The sequence below is a fragment of the Flavobacterium soyae genome (genome assembly GCF_045348165.1).
GTDB classification, from domain to species: domain Bacteria; phylum Bacteroidota; class Bacteroidia; order Flavobacteriales; family Flavobacteriaceae; genus Flavobacterium; species Flavobacterium soyae.
The window spans coordinates 1,910,793-1,931,913 of record NZ_CP150845.1; the positions used below are offsets into that span (position 1 = coordinate 1,910,793).

Consider the following 21,121-nt stretch of genomic DNA (forward strand, 5'->3'; position numbering starts at 1 on the left):
AATGACAAAGAGTTAAGGCTTTAGCCAAATTATTTGCAACGTAGAATTCGGCTAAAGCCTGGCTTTGATATAAATTATAACCCCCTAGCTAAAGCTAGGGGCTATTGAAAATTTGTATAGAATCTATATTGAAATTCATGTCAATCCGTGTTTTCACAAAGTGAATCCGCGTCATCTGTGTGCCAATTTTTAAAATTTACATCTCCTTCAACTGCTCCAAATAATCTCTCTGATTAGAAAGTCTAGGAATTTTATGCTGACCACCCAATTTATCTCTTTCTTTCAGCCAATCATAAAATAAATTTTCACGTGCTACATTAATCACCAAAGGATTCAAAGTCATATTGTTGTAGCGTTTCGCTTCGTAATCAGAATTTAAAGTCTGCAGCGTTTCGTCCAGAACTTTCTGGAAAAGACCAACGTCAGCAGGTTTTTGCTTGAACTCAATCATCCATTCGTGAGCACCTTTTTCTTTATCCTGCATAAAAATAGGAGCAACCGTATAATCAATCACTTCCGTTTGAGTAATCTGGCAGGCTTTCGCAATCGCCTGATCCGTATTTTCTACCATTAATTCTTCCCCAAAAACATTAATATGATGTTTGGTTCTTCCCGTAACTCTAATTCTGTACGGATTTAATGAAGTAAAACGAACCGTGTCGCCAATTAAATAACGCCATAAACCAGAATTTGTAGTAATTACGATTGCATAATTTTTATTCAATTCAACATCGGCCAAACGAATCACTTTTTGATCTGGAGTTCCAAAAGTTTCCATCGGAATAAATTCATAGAAAATTCCGTAATCCAGCATCAGTAATAAATCGCTGGAATTATTTAAATCCTGAATCGCAAAAAAGCCTTCAGATGCATTATAGATTTCGTAATATTTAAAATCTTTGCTTGGCAAAATTTTCTTGTATTGTTCTTTATAAGGAGAAAAACTCACACCGCCGTGAAAATAAACTTCAAGGTTTGGCCAGAGTTCCAGTAAACTTTGTTTACCTGTATTTTCTAATACCTTATTCATTAAAACCAGCATCCAGGAAGGAACTCCGGCAAAACTGGTTACATTTTCGCTTTTGGTTTCATTAATAATCGCCGCGATTTTAGTTTCCCACTCGCTCATTAACGAAGTTTTACTGCTTGGCGTACTGCTAAACTCGGCCCAAATAGGCATGTTTTCAATCAAAATTGCCGATAAATCACCAAAAAAAGTATTGTTGTTTTCGTAAATCTGAGAACTTCCGCCCAAGCGTAAACTCTTTCCCAAAAACAATTCAGAATCTTCATTATTATTTAAGTACAAACAAAGTAAATCTTTACTTCCTTTATAATGGCAATCTTCAAGAGCTTCATTACTTACGGGAATAAATTTACTTTTTGCGTTTGTTGTACCGCTGGATTTTGCAAACCATTTAATAGGTGATTCCCAAAAAACGCCCTGTTCACCCTGGCGTGTACGTTCGATTAAAGGCTGTAATTCTTCATAACTTGCAATGGGAACTCTTTCTGCAAAAGTCTGATAAGAATTTATCGATTCAAAATCGTATTTTCTTCCAATAACTGTATTCTCAGATGCCAATAATAAATTATGCAAAAGCTCTTCCTGAACTTCATTTGGGTATTTTAAAAAAAGTTCGATTTGATGTATCCTTTGTTTAAGGACCCAGGAAGCGAAAGAATTTATTATTGATAAAGGCATGTGTAAATTTTAGATTTTAGATTGCTGATTTTAGATTTAGGTTTTATGATTCATATAAAACGAATCTTAAAATTTGAATATCAAGCAACAAATATTAACTTTGTCATTGTATCAAAAATAGTGTTTTTTTGTAATAAAAACCACTACTTATAAACTAAAAGATTAACTCAAAAAATATGAGCAGTCTAAAATCTAATATCTAAAATCTACAATTAAATCCTAATGACATATCAAGGCGTACTTACAAAAATGCAGACTGAATTTGGAAACCCAATTCAATATTATTTAGTTTTCGAAGATAGTTTCTTGAATGTTAATCAATTATTAGACAAAGAAGTTGAGATTAGTTTTGCCGGTTTTCAATGTTTAAATTGCCAAAAGAAGAAAAAAATATTTAGACAAGGTTTTTGCTATGACTGCTTTTACTCAAGCCCAGCTGTAGGCGACTGGATTATGAGACCTGAATTGAGTACCGCACATTTAGGAATTGCTGACCGAGATTTAGAGTACGAACAAAAAGCACAATTACAGCCGCATGTCGTTTATTTAGCTTTATCAAGCGAAATAAAAGTGGGGGTAACACGCAAAAGCCAGGTTCCAACACGATGGATAGATCAGGGTGCAGCACAGGCTATTGCAATTGTTGAGGTCCCAAACCGTTATTTAGCCGGAATTACTGAGGTCGCGCTTAAGGATCATTATGCAGATAAAACAAATTGGCGAAAAATGCTCCAATATACTACAGGTTCATGTGACTTAATTCTGGAAAAATCAAAAGTTGAAAGTTTAATTCCTGCTGAGGTCAAAGAGTATTTTTACAGTCAAAAAAATGATGTTTACGAGTTAAATTATCCGGTTTTAAATTATCCTGCAAAAGTATCCAGTTTGAATTTAGACAAAACTCCAAATTTTCAGGGAAAGCTAGTAGGAATTAAAGGGCAGTATTTAATTTTTGAAAACGGAACAGTGTTTAATATCCGTGGTTCAGAAGGTTACGTAGTAAATATAAACGTCTAGTATTTTCTATTCTCTGTCGATTCTTAATAACAAATGGTCTATTCTTTGTCGTTTGTTTTGTTAATTGTTGTATTTTTATTTCATTGGAAGGCATAAAAAACATGAATAATGATAAATTTTATTACAATTTTGTAATAATTGCTTATTATTGGAATTTATTTTTGTGCAAAAAAAGAGGCTAAATTTGTTTTTGCTGTTTCCAAAAATAATCTTGAAATAAATACTGCAATGAGTAGCTTAAAAAAAGTTAGCGTTAATAAAGTCAGGCGTGGCCTAATGCGTGTTTTAACCAAGAATATTGGTAACGCGAACGTTAGTAAAAGTGGAACGATTGATAAAAGCAAAATTAAAAATATACTAATCTGCAGACCCAACGGCAGACTTGGAAATATGCTTTTAGTTACACCGCTTATTCAGGAAGTCACTGCTGTATTTCCGGGGTGCAAAATCGATTTGTTTGTAAAAGGAACACTTGCTCCAATTGTTTTTGGAAAGTATGATAATGTCGATAAAATAATCGATCTGCCTAAAAAACCTTTCAAAGAATTAGTCAAGTATTTTAAAGTATGGACTTTAATAAAAAAACAGAATTACGATCTTGTAATTAATGTTGATCAAAATTCTTCTTCGGGCCGGTTAGCCGTTCAATTCTCAAATGCTAAATATAAATTTTTTGGAGACCTTCCTGAAAATGTACAGTTAAACTATAATGATCATGAGCATATTGCAAAATATCCTGTTTATAATTTAAGATATTTTCTAAGCCAATTTGGTATAGAAGATAAGAAAGAACCAGTTGCACTTCTTGATTTAAAATTGACTCAGGAAGAAATTTCTAAAGGAAGAGAAATTCTCAACAATATTGTTGATGAACAAAAGAAAACAATCGCAATTTTTACATTTGCAACAGGAGAAAAATGTTATTGTGTTTCGTGGTGGGAAGAGTTTTATACTGCTTTAAAAAAGGAATATCCGGATTATAATATTTTTGAAGTTTTACCGGTTGAAAATGTATCACAAATTGATTTTCAGGCACCTTCATTTTACAGTAAGGATATTCGCGAAATTGGTTCTGTTTTGGCAAATGTTAATGTCTTTATAGGCGCAGATAGTGGAATTATGCATTTATCAAGTGCTTCAAAAGCGCCAACTGTTGGGCTATTTTCAATTTCTGTTCTTAAAAAATATGAGCCATACGGAAATAGCAGCGTGGGAATTGACACAAATAAATTATCGGTTCCTGATTATATAAATGCTATAAATAAAATTTTGAATAAATAATCAAATCGATTATCTATAAAAAGAAACTGCTCCGGAAAGTAATTTCCAGAGCAGTTTTTTATTTCTGTACTAAACTAAAAACTTAATTTTTCTTTTTGAAAAGTCCGTTGATTAAGTCACTTGCTTTTTTAGTTGCTTCCTGAGTTTTTTGTTCTTTCTCAGTTTTTGCAGCTTGTGTAGTATCTTTCGCTTTTGTGTTTTTGTTGAGTAGATCAGTCAAAGCTGCTGTACCTTTTTTAGTCAGTTTTTCTTTTTGCTGATTTGCCACTTGAGATGCTAAACTAGAAACAGCACTTTTCATATCTGTCGTAACTTTTGGATTTGAAAAATTACCTCCAATAACAGCATTAATAGGAATGTTTTCCAATTTAGCCGCATCAGCAGGAGACATTTTTGCAATAAAAGCATTTGCTTCACTTCCTAAATATTTAGCAGGAACATCAAATTTTAAGTTGTAATTCATCGTTTGGTCAAAACCGTGAGTTCCGCCAACCGTTACTTTAATGTCTTGATATTTAATATCGAAAGGTTTTACATTTACTTTTCCGTTTTCAAAAGTTAAGGCTGCTTTAATATCATTCAAATTCACTTTATTCATATCAATGAATTTAATGTTTGAAGTTAAAGAGTTTAGTACCGTAGAATTTTTAGCATTTATCGTTGTAGAAAGTAATTGCCCAATTAAATCTCCTGAAATAGATTTTAGGTCAGGAGTTAATTCCTTATCATCTAAATTTCCATTTAATTTAATAGTCGAATTTAATTTACCATTAATGATTCCGGCAATTGGTGCAATTTTTTTCATCATATCTAACTGCGTAAAAGTCTGCGCAATATCAACCTGATTGAAACCTAAATTCATATCAAATGTCGGCACTTTTGTTTTAGTCGAAACCGCTCCGGTCAAACCAATTGTCCCGCCGAAAATTGACGTTTTAAAGTTTTCTAAAAGTGCTTTTTCATCTTTAATAATCAATTTTCCGGAAACATCTTTTAGTTTTAAATTATCATATAAAACAGTTGCGGCTTTTGCATTTAAAGTACAGTTCAGGAAAGCTGGAATTTTCATTGCTTCAGCTGGTTTAGCCGGTGTTTTTTCTTCTGTTTTAGCCGGTTCTCCAGAAGTCATAAAATCATCAACAGCCAGTTGGTTAGAACTCATATTGAAGTTTCCTTTAAGTTCTTGTTTCTTAAACATAAAACCGTAGAAATTTTCCAAAACTCCGTTTATAGCAATATCACTTTTTCCGGTTGTAGCATTAAACTGTTTCAGATTAATTGTACTTGGGTTGAATTCAACCAAAGCCGTGCTGATATTCATTGATTTATTGTTTTCATCAGTATATTTAAATCCTGATAAACTCATAGTTCCGGCATTCTTGATGTTTTGATATTGGCTTTTCTCTACAGATGCCATATCAAAATTTGTAGTAACATCAGCTTTTAAGATACCTGCCAAAGGCTTGTCCATTTTAATTGGATACGCTTTAGAAAGATTAGCAAGATTGATAGTTCCTTTTAAAGCTGCATTTACAAGCGGATTAACAGTAATGTTTCTAACATTTGCTTTAGCACTAAAAACATCCTGATCGATTCTAAAGGATAACTTATCTAAATTTACATACGTGTCGTTTAAAATCCCGGTTTCGTTGATGATTTTAGTATCAATTACAATATTCTGAACTGATTTTGGTAAGTTCGGATATTGAAAAGAGGCATTGTTTGATGCAATGGCTATGTTAAATGCAGGAACTGTTGTGTCTGTTAATTTTCCTTTTGCAAAACCAACAACAGTAAAGTCTCCGGTTGTTTTTACACCATCAAGACTAGAAGCATAAGCAGAAGGAATTAACCCTAAGAAATTGGTAAACGACGAAGTAGGCGTTTTAAATTTCAGGTCATAAATCTGACCTTCTTTAACCATTTGAATAAAACCGTCAAATTCTAACGGCAGTTGGTTAATTAAAGCTTTATTTTCTTTAAAAGTATATTTACTTTGTTCTAAATCAATTCCTAAAATAGCGTCTAAAGTCAATTTTATATTTTTCATATAATTAACTTTATCCATATCTAAAGATACGTTTGCTGTAGTTTTTGTATTTAAATCCAGTTTAGAATTAGTAAAATCTCCAGTTCCTTCGTGATTTAAACTATCGATAACCATTTTAATTTTTGAACCCTGATCGATATATCTAAAGGTAAAGTTCTCAATTTTATAGTTTTGAATTTTTAAAGAAAGCGGACTGCTTTTTTCATCCGTTTTCTCTTCTTTTTTGTCTTTTAAGGCAATATCAAAATTCCCAACACCATCTTTATTGAAGATAATGTTGATTAAACCATTTTCAGATGTAATTCCCTGAATGTTTAAAGGCTCGTCTTTACCTTTAAAAAGCTCTTTAATGCTCATTTTAAGATTTAATTCTCCTAATGACACCAAAGTATCTCCTTCAAAAGGGGCTTTGTTTATAATCACCAGTTTTTCGATTCCGACAGCTGCATTCGGAAAGTTCTTAAACAAGCTTAAATCAGCATCGGCAAAACTAACTTTGGCATCAACACTTTCGTTGATTGCTTCGGCAATTTTTGCTTTGATTTGGTCTTTAAAGAAATACGGAATGGCAAATAATGCGGCCACAAAAACCACTAGAACAATGGCAGTTACTTTTAAAATTTTCTTTAACATATTTATAGATTTGAGGTTTATTTTTTGAAAATTTACTCTTGCAAAAATAGTTTTTTTATTCAAGTACGGTGATAAAATTTTCTTAATAATGTAAGAAAATTATGTTGGTATTAAATAAAAAAATCCGCTTGATACTTTTCAAACGGATTTAACAGTGTTATTGTTGTAATTATTTTTTAATAAAGGAAACAATCTTATGGACCATGGTTTCAGAAATGGGAAGAGTTTCATTAGCATAACTCTCCATATTGGCCTTTTGATCGCCATCGATTATTTTCATGATATGGTTCATTTTATCAACAATTACCAATTCAGAATTCAGTTTAGCCTTCGATAAGTTTTCAGCATCTTTAACCGAAACTTGTAAATCGTTGTTACCCTGAATGATTAAAACAGGAATCGTCAATTTTTTAATTTCTGTCTGCGGATTGTATTTAAACCACGAAATCAAATACGGCTGAATACTTGCCCTGAATAGTGAATTTAAAAGCGGATCGACTTTGTTTACTTTATTGCCGTTTTTTAAACTGTCAATAATAGGGAACGTCATATCTTCTAACTGCTTGTTTGATTTAGAAGCGATTTGCGTCTTGATCAGTTTATCTGCAGATTCTCCGGCTCCGGCAATCGAGACAAATTTATTCGCTTTTGCACTCGCAATCATTCCTATTAAAGATCCTTCGCTGTGACCAATAACCGTTAATTGTGTAAAACGCTTGTCTTGCTTTAAATAGTTAATCCAGCTTTTTACATCTTCGGTATAATTTTCAAAAACCAGGCTAGACTCTGCTACTGCAGATTTTTTGCTTTCGCCAATGCCGCGTTTGTCAAATCGTAAAGATGCAATTCCGTTTTTTGCCAGTTCTTCTGCCAGCATTTTCAGGGAATTGTTTTTCATCATCGGATTATTTCCGTTTCGGTCTGTTGGGCCAGAACCAGCAATAATCAATGCCGCCGGACATTTTTTTACTCCGCCTGGAACAGTAAGCGTACCAAAAATCTGATCATTATTGATTTTTAAAATGGCAGGTGTTTCTTTAAAAGTATCTTGTTTCGGACTTTGAGCATTTACGTATGTCAGAAACAAAACGGTTAAAAACAGAATTATGTTTTTCATCTTTAAGTGGAATTATTTAATGTTTAGTCCAAAAGGCATCATCGCCTGAACTCCTTTTTGTCTCTGGAATCTTTTTACCTGCTCAATAAGCATATAGTTTTCTTCGCCAATTTCTTCTTTTATAAAAGCTTCTTTAGATTGCGCAAAAGGTAAATTAGCCATTAAATCTCCAAACGTTTTTTCGTATTCAGGATAGTTTTGTGTACTGTAGTCTTTGATTTTAGCAATTTTAGCTGCCTCGGCAATAGCATCGTTCAAACCTCCAATTTTATCTACTAATCCAATTTTTACGGCTTCAGATCCAGACCAGACCCTTCCTTGTGCAATAGAATCTACTTGTGCAAAAGTCATTTTTCTTCCTTCGGCAACGTGTGTTACAAAAGTTTTGTAAATCTGTTCAACGCCTTCAAGTGTAAAGGCTTTGAATTTTTCATCAACAGGTACAAACGGACTGTAATTTGCTGAGTTTTCGTGTGTTTTTACCTGCTCTGTATTAATTCCTAATTTGTTGGCAAGCGGAGTAAAGTTTGGTAATACTCCAAAAACCCCGATAGAACCTGTAATGGTATTGCTTTCTGCAAAAATTTTATTGGCATTACAAGCGATATAATAACCTCCGGATGCGGCATAATTTCCCATTGAAACAATTACCGGTTTTACTTTTTTAGTTACTTCAATTTCTCTCCAGATTAAATCAGAAGTCAGTGCGCTTCCGCCTGGGCTGTCAATTCTTAAAACGATTGCTTTTACATCTTCATTTTTTCTGGCTTCCTGCAGTGAACGGCGCATTGAACCTTCGCCAATAACATTTACGTCGCCTTCGCCGCTGGCAATTTCGCCCTGAGCATAAATAATGGCAATTTGATTATCGGCAGTATTAGCTAAAGCAGTTGTTAAGTTATTTTGAGTATAATCTAAAATCGAGATTTTATTATAATCCTCGTCCTCATTAACTTTCAAAGCTTTTTTAATCGCATTGTGGTAAACATCTTCATAAGCCACAATATCAACCAAATGCTGTGTTTTTGCCATTTGTGGAGTTCTGGCTAATAAGCCGTTTGCAATTTCGTTTAATTTGTCAACCGGAATATTTCGGCTTTTTGAGATATCGCTGCAAACCGTTGACCAAATCGAATTTAAAAGTGCTGTAACTTGCTCTCTGTTAGCATCGCTCATTTTGTTTTCTAAAAATGGCTCAACGGCACTTTTATATTTTCCGTGACGAATCACTTCCATATGTATGCCTGATTTTTCCTGAAAATCTTTAAAAAACATAACTTCAGACGAAAGTCCTTTAAAATCTAAATCTCCCGCCGGATTCAAATAAATTGTATTGGCGACAGAGTTTAAATAATATTCTTTCTGCGAATAAGTATTGGCATAAGCCCAAACAAATTTTCCTGATTTTTTAAAATTTTCCAGCGCGTTTCTCAAATCTTTATATTGTGCCAGCCCTAAAGATGACTGATCGTTTAGGATAGAAATTCCTTTAATGTTATCATCAGTTTCTGCCGCTTCAATGGCATTAATAACATCAGTTAAGCCAACTCCTTTTTTATCTGAAAAAACGGTTACCCAAGGATCTTTATATTTTCCTGCGTAATCATTATCAATTTGTTTTAAATCTAATTCTATAACCGAATCGTTTTTAACCGAAACTTTGTCGTCTCCGCCAAAAATGGCTCCAATTAGGATTGCTCCAAAAAAGAAGAGCATGATAAATACAAAAATACCAATAACTGTGGCAATTACATTTCCTAAAAACTTCATAAGTATATTTTTTTAATAAGTAGCGTTAATGGGCTATTTGTTACAAATTTGGCACATAAATTTTAATCGATTCAATGTGCCGTTTCACAAATATATTAGTTAATTCTAAAATAGTTTTAGTTAATTTGCATTAATTATGAAATCACAGCACCAAGTCGTTTTATCTATAGGCAGCAACCAGGGAAACAGGTTAGAAAACATTGAAAGTTGTATCGCTTTGATACATCAGGAAGTGGGAACTGTAATTAGGGTTTCTAAGCTTTATGAAACGCCTGCCTGGGGTTTTGAGAGCGATGCATTTTATAATTGCGCGTTACTTTTGCACACTGCTTCATCGGCACAAAAAATATTAAATCAGGTTTTAAAAGTCGAAAAACAGCTAGGAAGAATCAGATTGAATCAGGAAGGGTATCAATCCCGGATTATTGATGTTGATGTAATTGTTTTTGATGATGAAATTATGGAGACCGAAAAACTTCATATTCCGCATCCATTAATGCAGAACCGCAATTTTGTTTTACTGCCCATGCAGGATTTAAAGTTAGACTGGAAACATCCTGTTTTGCAAAAATCTATTTCGGAATTAATTGTCGTTTCTCCAGACGACAGCGTTTGTACTGTTGTTCAGGATTTAAAATGCCCGCTGAGTGAAATTCCGTTAGAAAAATATAATTATATTGCTTTTGAAGGAAATATTGGAGCCGGAAAAACTACTTTGGTTCACAAATTTGCAGATGATTTTAATGCGAAAACGGTTTTAGAGCGTTTTGCAGATAATCCGTTTCTGCCTAAGTTTTACAAAGATCAAAACCGATATGCTTTTCCGCTTGAAATGTCTTTTTTGGCCGATCGTTATCAGCAATTATCTGATGATTTGGCACAATTTGATTTGTTTAAAGATTTTATTGTAGCCGATTATCATATTTTTAAATCACTGATTTTTGCTAAAATTACGCTGCAGGAAGACGAATATCGTTTATACCGAAATTTATTCGATATCATTTACAAAGAAATGCCAAAGCCGGATTTGTACATCTACTTGTATCAAAATACAGAACGTCTTCTTCAAAATATTAAAAAACGCGGACGAACTTACGAGCAAAACATTCAGGCTGATTATTTGGATAAAATCAACAATGGATATTTGGAATATATTAAATCCCAAACGGATTTGAATGTTTTAATTATCGATGTTTCAGATCGTGATTTTGTAAAAAAACAGGAAGACTATTTTTTTGTATTAAACGAAATTCAGAAGAAATTGAATTAGAAAATTAGAGAATGTATCAATTAGAGAATTTACTCAACTTTATAAATTATCTAATTATCCTAATTGATACATTCTCTAATTAAGAAATTATCTCTTTAAGGTAAAGTGTCCTCGTAAAATAGGTTTTGTATTGTCTATTTTTAATGCATACCAATAATCAGAGGTAGGAAGCAGAGTTTTTTCAAATGTGCCGTCCCAACTCATTTTTGAAGCATTTAACTGCGCGATAAGCTTACCATAACGGTCAAAAATAGTTACTTCTGCTTGCGGATAATTTTCCATTCCGGTTACTTCCCACAAATCATTATAAGTGTCATTATTTGGAGTAAAAAAAGATGGAAAAACAAGAACAACAAAATTTTGAGTGTCTCCGCCGCAGCCGCTTTTCTCGCGAACATAAGCCGTTCTTAGTCCGCCTGGTACATCATAAAAAATATTTGAATCCTGAAAGTTAACACCGTCTACAGAAAACTCAAAATAAGGAGCTTGTTTTTTAATGTAAATTATGGCTCTCGTTCCGTTTACATCAATTCGGTCAATTTCTGGAACCTGATGTTCTTCAACTATAATTGTTTTTGTGCTTGTACAATTTTCCGGAGATGGGCTTTTTACTGCTACAGTATAAGTGCCGCCTTGAGAAACAGTTATTGTTTGTGCCGCTGCTCCATTTGACCATAAATAATTCATTCCAGAAACTCCTGCGTCTAATGTTACGGTTTGAAATTGACATAATGTTACAGTCTCGTCCTGAACAACAGGCGGAGTATAAATTTGAATATTTACAGGTGTACGAGTTGAGTTGATACAACCGGCATTTGAAGCCTCGGCATAATACGTTGTATTTGCTGAAATTGTTGGCGTTGTAAAACTATTTCCGGTAAAAATACTTGCTCCTGCTGCTGCTGTTGTAAACCAATTAATAGTTCCAATATTTGAACTGGCAGTAATAGTTACAGACCCAGGTCCGCAGTTCGAATAAGAAGCTTGACCCGCTGCCGGGGCGCTTGGAGTTATATTTACCGTGGCCATAACCGATTTTCTGTTTGATGCGCAGCCGGCATCTACATAATAAGTTGTTGTAGTATTTATTATTGGAGTTGTGTATGTGTTTCCTGTTCCTAATATATTTCCTCCCACAGCGGCATCATACCAGCTAATTACTGCGCCGGCTGTTGCTGTTGCATTAAAAGTAAAAGTTCCTGAATCGCAAACCGGACCTGGATTTGCTGATGGCACTGCCACTGGAATTGTAACTTTAGTACTTGCGGCGATTTCTAACACCGATTCTCCGGGCATTCCACCATATTCAACAACATAACCTTTTGGCTGATAAGGATCGCCGGGCGTTAACGATCCGGTATTAGAAAGGTCGTTCCATGAACCTCCAATTCCTATTCCGGGCTGTGTAATATGTGCATAATCTTCTTCGCCTAAATTATTTGGTTCTCCAGAATTCCAGAAAGTATAACCCATTACAGTTCCGGCTTCGGGTCCTGTAACCCATTTCCAGACACCTTCGGTTTCTGTATCGTTTCCGCCAATCCATCCGGTTCCAGATGCTTGTTCGCCAATTAATTTGGCTTCATCTGCAGATAAAATTGTGGCTAAATATCCTTTAAGTCCATAATAAGTACTTGCCTCTGCCGCAGTTTTGGCAGTTGTCCAGGTAATACCAATACTCGGAACAAATAAATAAAAATGCTGTGTCGAAGGCAGGTAGTTTGCCTGACCAATTGTTATAGAAAAAGTTCTGGTTCCAGAAGCTGCTGCTGAAGAATTAGAATATACAACATCTTTAATTGCATCAACAAATTCAGTATATAAAACATCAACTCCGGTTGGGCTTGATAATTTTAATTTTCCTGCCGTAACATCCCAGCTTGTAATAATTGTGGGGTGTGCTGCAGGATTTGAAAGTTCAAGAAGGTCAAATCCGCTGGAATATCCAGATGAAATCTGAATATAAACCGCCTGAGTTGCAGGTTCAGTCGGATCGTGCGTAATAGTTACGTCGGTTACAATTTTTATGCTGCTTTGCGGGCAGTATAATTGATCTCCAACTGCTTTGATAACTGGAGGGGTAACAGCAAAATTTAATTTTGTATTTCGTTTTTTGTTTGACTTAAGGGTATCATGAAAAGTTCCAATTATATTTCTGTTTTTAATTGTAACTTTTTCGACTGCATAAGAGTTTGTAAAACTTAAAACAAGTACTAAGGTGGTTATTTTTAAGAAATTGATAGTTTTCATTTTATAAAAGTATCAATTTTATAATAATAAAAAAATATATTTAAATATCTAACATTTAAAATCTAAAACTAATTTAAAAATCACATCTTTTTAGCGAAAAAAATCTTTATTTGTTAGTTTGGCCAGTTTAGTTTTTGAAACAAATCCCAAACCACAATTCCGGCGCTTACAGAAATATTTAAAGAATGTTTTGTTCCTAATTGCGGAATCTCGATACAGCCGTCGCAAATTGCAACTGCTTCCTGAGCTACACCATAAACTTCATTTCCAAAAACTAAAGCATATTTTTGGTTTTTCTCAACCTTAAAATCCTGAAGAAAAATGGCGCTTTCAACCTGCTCAATCGCAAGGGTTAGTACATTTTCTTTTTTCAGGTTTTCTATAACTTCCAACACATTTTCATGATGTTCCCACGAAACAGTTTCAGTAGCACCAAGAGCAGTTTTATGAATTTCTTTATTTGGAGGCGTTGCTGTAATACCGCAAAGAATTATTTTTTCGATCAAAAAAGCATCGGCAGTTCTAAAAACTGATCCAATATTGTGTAAACTGCGAATATCGTCCAAAACCAGTATTAAAGGGGTTTTGTCTGATTTTTTAAAATCTTCAATTGATTTTCTGTCTAATTCGCTATTTTCAAGTTTTCTCATTGGTTTAAATTCAGGTCATAAAAAAAGCTTCCAAAGATAAGGAAGCTTTTTCGATTATTTTATTGTTTTTCAGATTAGCTTTTTACAGGATCTGGTAAAACAGTACCTTTAATTGTAAGTACTTTTGTTGGCTGTCCTTCAGCATTTGAAGTAACGGTTACAGTTTTTGTAAAAGCACCAACTCTGTCAGTAGCATATTTTACACCAATAATACCTTTAGCACCCGGAGCAATTGGCTCTTTTGGTGTTGTAGGCACTGTACAACCGCAAGAACCTTGAGTGTTTGTAATGATTAATGGTTTTGTCCCGTTGTTAACAAAAACAAATTCACGTTTACCATCAGCATTGTGAGCGATAGTTCCGTAATCAATAGTTTCTGTTTCGAAAAGCATTCCGGCTCCTTCAACTTTTGCAACCTTGGCAGCTTTAGCTTTTTTAGTTGTTTGTGCATTAGCAGCCGTAATACCAGCTACAGCTAACATAGCGAATAAAATTATTTTTTTCATTTTAAGAGTCTTTTTTAATGAAGAACAAAGCTATATAAAATTCTTATATATGAACATAAAAAAATCTTAAAATATTTTAATTTTTGAAGTGCTCGATATGCCGCCAAAAAATTATAAATTCGCTGTCTTAATTTTCATTTAAAAACATATCAATTTTGGCAGCTAAAGAGAAAGTGGTGAAGGAAACACCTTTAATGAAACAGTACAACGAAATCAAGAGAAAATATCCTGATGCATGTCTGCTTTTCAGAGTAGGAGATTTTTATGAAACTTTTGGAGAAGATGCTATTAGAGCTTCTAAGATTCTTGGGATTACTTTAACAAAAAGAGGCGCTGGGTCTGATACAGAAACGGCTCTGGCAGGCTTTCCACACCATTCCATCAATACATATTTGCCAAAATTGGTTAAAGCCGGACTTCGTGTTGCAATCTGCGATCAGCTGGAAGATCCTAAAATGACTAAAACGATTGTAAAACGTGGTGTTACAGAATTGGTAACTCCAGGAGTTTCTTTAAATGATGAAGTTTTACAATCTAAAACAAACAACTTTTTAGCATCTGTTTATTTTGCTAATAAAAATATCGGAATTTCATTTTTAGATGTTTCGACAGGAGAATTTCTTACCGCTCAGGGAAATGCCGAATATATAGATAAATTATTGCAGAATTTTAATCCAAGTGAAGTTCTTGTTCCAAAGAATTGTAAAGGTGATTTTAAAAACGCTTTTGGAGAAGATTTTCATAGTTTTTATCTGGAAGACTGGATTTATAAAGAAGATTATGCTTTAGAAACACTGACCAAACATTTTCAAACCAATTCATTAAAAGGTTTTGGTGTAGAAGAGTTAAAAGAAGGAATTATTTCTGCGGGGGCAATCCTTTATTATTTGTCAGAAACGCAGCATAACAGAGTGCAGCATATTACAGCGATTCAGCGAATTGCCGAAGATGCTTATGTCTGGATGGATCGTTTTACGATTAGAAACTTAGAATTGTATCATAGTTATAATCCTAATGCAGTAACACTTTTAGATGTAATCGACAAAACGCTTTCGCCAATGGGCGGACGTTTGTTAAAACGCTGGCTGGCGCTTCCGCTAAAAGACAGTAATAAAATAAAAGGACGCCATGACGTGGTTTCATATTTGAAATCAAATCAGGATGTTTTACAGAATATTCAATATCAAATTAAACAAATTTCAGATTTAGAGCGTTTGATTTCTAAAATTGCTGCAGGAAAAGTTTCGCCGCGCGAAATTGTGTATTTGAAAGAATCTCTGGATGCGATTATTCCAATAAAAACATTAGCGCTCGAAAGTCCGCAGGAAGCTGTAAAGGTTATAGGGGATAGTTTACATTCGTGTGATTTGTTACGCGAAAAAATTAAAAATACCTTAAACCAGGATGCGCCGGTTGCTATTTCAAAAGGAAATGCAATTGCAGCAGGGATTAATGAAGAACTAGATGAACTGAGAGCAATTTCTACATCTGGAAAAGAATTCCTGGAAGGAATAGAAAGAAGAGAATCTGAACGTACAGGGATTTCATCTTTAAAGATATCATTCAATAATGTTTTTGGCTATTATATTGAAGTTAGAAATACACACAAAGATAAAGTTCCGGAAGAATGGATTCGTAAACAAACTTTAGTAAATGCAGAACGTTATATTACCGAAGAATTAAAGGAATACGAAACCAAAATTTTAGGCGCCGAAGAAAAAATCCATAAAATTGAATCGGAGCTTTTTGAACAATTAGTTGCCTGGATTGCAACTTATATCAAGCCAGTTCAAATGAATGCTTATCTGGTGGCGCAATTAGACTGTTTATGTTCGTTTACACAAATGGCGGTTGAAAACCAATATGTGTGCCCTGAAATTGATGAAACTTTTGAATTGGATATTAAAAACGGAAGACACCCTGTAATCGAAAAACAATTACCAGTTGGAACTCCATATATAGCAAATGATGTTTTTCTGGATAGAGAAACACAGCAGATTATAATGATTACCGGGCCTAACATGTCGGGTAAGTCGGCAATTTTAAGACAAACGGCTTTGATTGTGCTTTTGGCTCAAATGGGAAGTTTTGTTCCTGCAGACAGCGTAAGAATGGGCGTTGTAGATAAAATTTTTACAAGGGTAGGAGCTTCTGATAATATCTCGATGGGAGAATCGACTTTTATGGTTGAAATGAACGAAACGGCTTCAATTTTGAATAACATTTCAGATCGCAGTTTGGTGCTTTTGGATGAAATTGGAAGAGGAACGAGTACATATGACGGAATTTCGATTGCCTGGGCTATTGCCGAGTTTTTGCACGAACATCCGTCAAAGCCAAAAACGTTGTTTGCAACGCATTACCATGAATTGAATGAAATGACAGAATCGCTTTCGAGAATTCAAAATTATAATGTTGCGGTAAAAGAATTAAAAGATACCGTTCTTTTTGTTAGAAAGCTTGTAAAAGGAGGAAGTGAGCATAGTTTTGGAATTCACGTGGCAAAAATGGCCGGAATGCCGCAGATTGTAATTTTGAAGGCACAGAAGCTTTTAAAGAAATTAGAAAAAAATCATTCAAGCGATGCATTAAACGGAGTAAAAGCTGCTAATGATGAAATGCAGATGAGTTTCTTTAATCTGGATGATCCTTTGCTGGAAGAAATAAAAGAAGAGATTTTAGGTCTCGATATTAATGCGATTACACCCGTTGAAGCATTGATGAAGCTGAATGAAATAAAAAGAATGCTGGTCAAGAAATAAATCGAAAAAAAATTCAAGTTTAAAGTTTAGGTTATCAGAAAGTTATAAAATAAGTAAATATTTTTTTGAAAAAAGGCTTGTGTAATTGAATAAATGTCCTAAATTTGCACTCGCAATACGAAGCAAGCCAAGTATTGTAGTTCTTAATTAGAATTTGAAACGCGAAAATAGCTCAGTTGGTAGAGCGCGACCTTGCCAAGGTCGAGGTCGCGGGTTCGAGCCCCGTTTTTCGCTCAAAACCATATAATGCTCGGATGGTGAAATTGGTAGACACGCTGGACTTAAAATCCAGTGAACAGCAATGTTCGTGCGGGTTCAAGTCCCGCTCTGAGTACTAAAGCCTCTTCTTTTGAAGAGGCTTTTTTTATTGGGTAAATTCTTTAAAGATGCTAAGGCGCTGAGATTCTAAGTTTTTGAGATTCTAGGAAAATTAACAATTAGCAATCTGAAATCAACAATCTAAAATCTAAAATTCAAATATGGGTGCTTTTGTAATTAGCAGGCGATTTAATGATGAATATAAGTTTGTGTTTACTTCCAGAAAAGGAAAAGTGATTTTTACAAGTTTGAGCTATGAATTGAGGTTTGAATGTGAAGAGGATATTGAAAGATTTAAGAGGACTGTTGATCTTTCTAAATTTTTGAAATTTAAGGGCTCTGGAGGAAAGTATTTTTTTAAATTGATGTTAGATGGTGTTCACTTTGCGACAAGTCGAAAATACACCACAGAATTGCTTTTGCAAAAAGGAATAAAAGAAATTGTGACTTATGCTTCAAAAGCGGAGATTTTGGATTTCTCGTCGAATGAATCGATTTTTGAAGATGAGGAGGTCTCTGTTGAGGAAGAAGTAGAAGATTAGATGGAAGAAATTCCAATATTTTAAAATTCCAAATTCTAATAATGCTTTATGTATATTGGAATTTGGAATTTTATTTTGTTAATTTTTGAGCATAAAAAAAACCATCACAAGGATGGTTTTAAAATCTTTAGAATTTAGATTCTAATTATTTTTTTACTTCTTTAGCAGCTTCTTCTACTTTAGTAGCAGCAGAGTCAACTTTTGCAGCAGCAGAGTCAACAGTTGTAGCAGCAGAATCAACTACAGCAGCAGCAGAATCAACAGCAACAGCAGTAGAATCTACAGTTTCAGTAGCTGCAGCGTCAGCTTTTTTACAAGATACAACAGTTAAAACAGCAACAACAGCTAAACTTAAAAATACTTTTTTCATCTTACTTTATTATAAAAGGTTAATTATTAATTCGTGGCAAAGATATAAATTTTTTAATATGTAAAATATTTTTTCACTTTTTTTTTAAAATATTTTCCCAGCTCACGTTTATCTTATTTATCAAAGAATATGCCAAAAATATAAAATTATCTTAAATTATTTAATGTTTTGTATAAATAATTTTTTGTTGAAAATTCTATGGTTGATTTGGCTATTTTATTTCTCTTAATTGCGGTTTATTTTGCTTTTTAAGGATTATTGTGTATGCTCCAGCAATAAAAAAATACCTGCTTTTAATTTGTTTTTTAAAAATACCTGCTCAAAAAATTAATTTGAACCCAGAGGTTTATTGTGAAACAATATTCATAATCGTATTTGAAGCCCCTTTGTTATCCTGAATAAAAGATTCGCAGATTTGGCTTTTTTCTTTAAGAAATGTTTTATCAGTCAGCAGGCGGTTTAAGATTTCTTTTAGTTCAGAAACGTTAGTTATCGTCATACAGCCTCCAAGACCAACCAGGGAAACAGCTTCTGCAAAATTAGAATAATTAGGTCCAATTACAATCGGAATTCCAAAAGCTGCCGGTTCAAGAATGTTATGAATTCCCGGGTTTCCAAAACCTCCGCCTACATAAGCAATCGTTCCGTAACTATAAATCTTGGTTAAAAGCCCAATGGTGTCAATTATAAAAACATTATAATCTGATAAATTTTTGTTCTCTTTTTCAGAAAATAAAACTGTCGATTTTGTAATTTGGGATTTAAGATTTGTTATTTGATCCGTTTTTATATTATGTGGTGCAATGATAAATTTTACATTTTCTGGAGCCTGATTTATGTATTCAGCAATTAAAACTTCGTCTTTTGGCCATGAACTGCCAATAACTATGGTTTGCTGATTATTCTTGAAATTTTTGATATAATCAAGGCTGTTGTCTCTTTCTAAAATTGCTGCAACTCTGTCGAAACGAGTATCACCGGAAACAACTACATTTTTAAATCCGATTGCTTCAATTTTCTGTTTAGAACTTTCGTTCTGTACAAAGAAATAAGTGAATGCTTTTAGTGCTTTTCTGTAAAAACCTCCGTACCATTTAAAAAACATCTGGCTGTCTCTAAAAATTCCCGAAATTAAATAAGCTGGGGTTTTGTTTTTTTCTAATTCCTTTAAATAGTTCAGCCAAAATTCATACTTAATGAAAAAAGCAAATTCAGGATGAACCAATTTTAAAAATCTTTTGGCGTTTCTTTTTGTGTCCAAAGGCAGATAAACTGTAACATCGGCAGCTGTGTTATTTTTACGCACTTCGTATCCAGATGGTGAAAAAAAGGTTACAATAATTTTATGCGAAGGATATTTTTCTTTGATTTTTTCAATTACAGGAAGACCTTGTTCGTATTCGCCAAGTGAGGCAGAGTGAAACCAAATGGTTTTGTCATTGGGGTTTATTTTTTCTTCTAAAATGGAAAATACATTTTTCCGACCTTCAACAAAAAGCTTAATTTTCGGACTAAAAAGTGCGACTATTTTAAGAAAAAACGCTGCTAAAGAAACAGCTAAATTGTATAAAAAAAGCATGTAGTAATTTTTGCAGCTAAATTACATTTCTTTCGTTTATTTTCATTGGTTTGAAGGTATTAATAACTATTTTTGTTCCTTCTTTCTGACATTCTGGTTTAATAGAAAGGCTTTTTTTAATAAAATATCGAAAATGAAAAAAATACAAATGGTTGACTTAAAAAGTCAATATGAAAAAATAAAAACGACTGTAGATGCTTCAATTCAAGAGGTTTTAGATACAAATACTTATATTAACGGGCCTTTAGTTCATCAGTTTCAAAAAAATCTTGAAGATTATTTAGGAGCAAAACACGTAATTCCGTGTGCAAATGGAACCGATGCTTTGCAAATTGCAATGATGGGTCTGGATTTAAAGCCAGGAGACGAAGTTATTACTGCTGATTTTACTTTTGCAGCAACTGTTGAGGTTATTGCATTGTTACAATTAACCCCGGTTTTAGTTGATGTTGATATGGTAAATATGAACATTGATATTGATGCGGTAAAAAAAGCAATTACGCCAAAAACAAAAGCAATTGTTCCGGTACATTTATTCGGTCGCGCTGCAAATATGGATGCGATTATGGAAATTGCCAAAGAGCATAATTTGTATGTAATTGAAGATAACGCTCAGGCTATCGGTGCCGATTATATTTCAAAATCGGGTACAAAAAGTAAAGTTGGAACAATTGGTCACATTGCAGCAACTTCATTCTTCCCTTCTAAAAATTTAGGATGTTACGGAGACGGTGGAGCAATTTTTACAAATGATGATAAATTAGCCCACATCATCCGCGGAATTGTAAATCATGGAATGTACGAACGTTACCACCACGATGTTGTGGGGGTAAATTCACGTTTAGACAGCATTCAGGCTGGAGTTTTAAATGCAAAACTGCCTTTGTTGGATGAATATAATAAAGCACGTCGTTTGGCAGCGACAAAATACAATGCGACATTTGCTGGAAATAAACATATTGTTACACCGGAATTTAATGCAAATGAAAACGATCACGTTTTTCATCAATATGTTTTAAGAATCTTAGATGCCGACAGAAATGCTTTAATGCAGTATTTATTAGATAAAGGAATTCCGTGTGCAATTTATTACCCAATTCCATTGCATTCACAAAAAGCATATTTAGATCCTCGTTATAAAGAAGAGCAATTTCCGGTTACAAACCAGTTAGTGCAGGAAGTAATTGCTTTACCGATGCATACAGAACTTGATGACGAGCAGATTAAATTTATAACAGATTCTGTTTTAGAATTTTTGAATAAATAATTAACAGCCAAAATAACCACAAAAAACAACCAAA

Annotated in this window: 15 protein-coding genes and 2 tRNA genes; 8 read left to right on the forward strand and 9 right to left on the reverse strand. The window is 33.8% G+C overall.

The genetic code is table 11. The annotated features are described in order from the left end of the window. Window positions 1-196 precede the first annotated feature (196 nt). On the reverse strand, window positions 197-1,705 hold the full coding sequence (locus AABD74_RS08370; protein ID WP_232681541.1) for a GH3 auxin-responsive promoter family protein: 1,509 nt from the start codon (window positions 1,703-1,705) through the stop codon (window positions 197-199). 222 nt (window positions 1,706-1,927) lie between these two features. Here AABD74_RS08370 and AABD74_RS08375 point away from each other — a divergent pair, with 222 nt between their 5' ends. Together AABD74_RS08375 and AABD74_RS08380 are read left to right on the forward strand one after the other, a co-directional pair. Next, window positions 1,928-2,722: a DUF2797 domain-containing protein gene (locus tag AABD74_RS08375; RefSeq protein WP_232681542.1), complete on the forward strand. Its 795-nt coding sequence runs from the start codon at window positions 1,928-1,930 to the stop codon at window positions 2,720-2,722. A gap of 228 nt (window positions 2,723-2,950) precedes the next feature. Next, a complete protein-coding gene (locus AABD74_RS08380; RefSeq protein WP_406845222.1) occupies window positions 2,951-4,003 on the forward strand; it encodes a glycosyltransferase family 9 protein in 1,053 nt (350 codons plus the stop codon). Window positions 4,004-4,085: 82 nt separating this feature from the next. Here the strand turns inward: AABD74_RS08380 and AABD74_RS08385 are convergent, their stop codons facing one another. The 3 genes from AABD74_RS08385 to sppA all read right to left on the reverse strand — a co-directional run bounded on the left by AABD74_RS08385 (window position 4,086) and on the right by sppA (window position 9,573). After that, window positions 4,086-6,686, reverse strand: coding sequence for an AsmA-like C-terminal region-containing protein (locus AABD74_RS08385; protein ID WP_232681544.1), 2,601 nt, complete (start codon window positions 6,684-6,686; stop codon window positions 4,086-4,088). Between the two features lie 169 nt (window positions 6,687-6,855). Then, on the reverse strand, window positions 6,856-7,803 hold the full coding sequence (locus AABD74_RS08390; protein ID WP_406845223.1) for an alpha/beta hydrolase: 948 nt from the start codon (window positions 7,801-7,803) through the stop codon (window positions 6,856-6,858). A 12-nt stretch (window positions 7,804-7,815) separates the two neighbouring features. Beyond that, window positions 7,816-9,573: a signal peptide peptidase SppA gene (sppA, locus tag AABD74_RS08395; RefSeq protein WP_406845224.1), complete on the reverse strand. Its 1,758-nt coding sequence runs from the start codon at window positions 9,571-9,573 to the stop codon at window positions 7,816-7,818. A 136-nt stretch (window positions 9,574-9,709) separates the two neighbouring features. On the opposite strand from sppA, the gene folK reads away from it, so the two are divergent. Further along, entirely contained in the window at window positions 9,710-10,843 is a 1,134-nt protein-coding gene (folK, locus tag AABD74_RS08400; protein WP_406845225.1) for a 2-amino-4-hydroxy-6-hydroxymethyldihydropteridine diphosphokinase, read from the forward strand. 87 nt (window positions 10,844-10,930) lie between these two features. Here the strand turns inward: folK and AABD74_RS08405 are convergent, their stop codons facing one another. The 3 genes from AABD74_RS08405 to AABD74_RS08415 form a co-directional block, all read right to left on the reverse strand. Further along, entirely contained in the window at window positions 10,931-13,093 is a 2,163-nt protein-coding gene (locus AABD74_RS08405; protein WP_406845226.1) for a T9SS type B sorting domain-containing protein, read from the reverse strand. A 113-nt stretch (window positions 13,094-13,206) separates the two neighbouring features. Then, entirely contained in the window at window positions 13,207-13,743 is a 537-nt protein-coding gene (locus AABD74_RS08410) for an RNA methyltransferase (protein WP_406845227.1), read from the reverse strand. Window positions 13,744-13,817: 74 nt separating this feature from the next. Then, window positions 13,818-14,249, reverse strand: a complete 432-nt coding sequence (locus AABD74_RS08415; protein WP_073489093.1) for a DUF1573 domain-containing protein — start codon at window positions 14,247-14,249, stop codon at window positions 13,818-13,820. Between the two features lie 155 nt (window positions 14,250-14,404). Between AABD74_RS08415 and mutS the strand changes: the two genes are divergently transcribed. The 4 genes from mutS (at window position 14,405) to AABD74_RS08435 (ending at window position 17,871) form a co-directional block, all read left to right on the forward strand. After that, window positions 14,405-17,011: a DNA mismatch repair protein MutS gene (mutS, locus tag AABD74_RS08420; protein ID WP_406845228.1), complete on the forward strand. Its 2,607-nt coding sequence runs from the start codon at window positions 14,405-14,407 to the stop codon at window positions 17,009-17,011. Between the two features lie 161 nt (window positions 17,012-17,172). After that, window positions 17,173-17,245, forward strand: a tRNA-Gly gene (locus AABD74_RS08425). Between the two features lie 14 nt (window positions 17,246-17,259). Further along, window positions 17,260-17,345: transfer RNA gene (locus tag AABD74_RS08430), tRNA-Leu, on the forward strand. A 145-nt stretch (window positions 17,346-17,490) separates the two neighbouring features. Continuing rightward, the gene (locus tag AABD74_RS08435) at window positions 17,491-17,871 is read left to right on the forward strand and encodes a DUF1508 domain-containing protein (protein ID WP_232681551.1); all 381 of its coding nucleotides are present in this window, start codon (window positions 17,491-17,493) and stop codon (window positions 17,869-17,871) included. A 145-nt stretch (window positions 17,872-18,016) separates the two neighbouring features. Here AABD74_RS08435 and AABD74_RS08440 read toward each other — a convergent pair whose 3' ends face one another. Further along, window positions 18,017-18,241 (reverse strand): hypothetical protein, encoded by a 225-nt coding sequence (locus AABD74_RS08440; protein WP_232681552.1) that lies wholly within the window; start codon window positions 18,239-18,241, stop codon window positions 18,017-18,019. 346 nt (window positions 18,242-18,587) lie between these two features. Further along, window positions 18,588-19,820, reverse strand: a complete 1,233-nt coding sequence (locus tag AABD74_RS08445; RefSeq protein WP_406845229.1) for a 3-deoxy-D-manno-octulosonic acid transferase — start codon at window positions 19,818-19,820, stop codon at window positions 18,588-18,590. A 133-nt stretch (window positions 19,821-19,953) separates the two neighbouring features. Between AABD74_RS08445 and AABD74_RS08450 the strand changes: the two genes are divergently transcribed. Next, window positions 19,954-21,087, forward strand: a complete 1,134-nt coding sequence (locus AABD74_RS08450) for a DegT/DnrJ/EryC1/StrS family aminotransferase (RefSeq protein WP_406845230.1) — start codon at window positions 19,954-19,956, stop codon at window positions 21,085-21,087. Window positions 21,088-21,121: the final 34 nt, after the last annotated feature.

What these genes read in the sequence shown, in the direction of transcription:
- AABD74_RS08370 (WP_232681541.1), bottom strand. Translation starts at nt 1,705, where the DNA reads ATGCCTTTATCAATAATAAATTCTTTCGCTTCCTGGGTCCTTAAACAA.
- AABD74_RS08375 (WP_232681542.1), top strand. Translation starts at nt 1,928, where the DNA reads ATGACATATCAAGGCGTACTTACAAAAATGCAGACTGAATTTGGAAAC.
- AABD74_RS08380 (WP_406845222.1), top strand. Translation starts at nt 2,951, where the DNA reads ATGAGTAGCTTAAAAAAAGTTAGCGTTAATAAAGTCAGGCGTGGCCTA.
- AABD74_RS08385 (WP_232681544.1), bottom strand. Translation starts at nt 6,686, where the DNA reads ATGTTAAAGAAAATTTTAAAAGTAACTGCCATTGTTCTAGTGGTTTTT.
- AABD74_RS08390 (WP_406845223.1), bottom strand. Translation starts at nt 7,803, where the DNA reads ATGAAAAACATAATTCTGTTTTTAACCGTTTTGTTTCTGACATACGTA.
- sppA (WP_406845224.1), bottom strand. Translation starts at nt 9,573, where the DNA reads ATGAAGTTTTTAGGAAATGTAATTGCCACAGTTATTGGTATTTTTGTA.
- folK (WP_406845225.1), top strand. Translation starts at nt 9,710, where the DNA reads ATGAAATCACAGCACCAAGTCGTTTTATCTATAGGCAGCAACCAGGGA.
- AABD74_RS08405 (WP_406845226.1), bottom strand. Translation starts at nt 13,093, where the DNA reads ATGAAAACTATCAATTTCTTAAAAATAACCACCTTAGTACTTGTTTTA.
- AABD74_RS08410 (WP_406845227.1), bottom strand. Translation starts at nt 13,743, where the DNA reads ATGAGAAAACTTGAAAATAGCGAATTAGACAGAAAATCAATTGAAGAT.
- AABD74_RS08415 (WP_073489093.1), bottom strand. Translation starts at nt 14,249, where the DNA reads ATGAAAAAAATAATTTTATTCGCTATGTTAGCTGTAGCTGGTATTACG.
- AABD74_RS08435 (WP_232681551.1), top strand. Translation starts at nt 17,491, where the DNA reads ATGGGTGCTTTTGTAATTAGCAGGCGATTTAATGATGAATATAAGTTT.
- AABD74_RS08440 (WP_232681552.1), bottom strand. Translation starts at nt 18,241, where the DNA reads ATGAAAAAAGTATTTTTAAGTTTAGCTGTTGTTGCTGTTTTAACTGTT.
- AABD74_RS08445 (WP_406845229.1), bottom strand. Translation starts at nt 19,820, where the DNA reads ATGCTTTTTTTATACAATTTAGCTGTTTCTTTAGCAGCGTTTTTTCTT.
- AABD74_RS08450 (WP_406845230.1), top strand. Translation starts at nt 19,954, where the DNA reads ATGAAAAAAATACAAATGGTTGACTTAAAAAGTCAATATGAAAAAATA.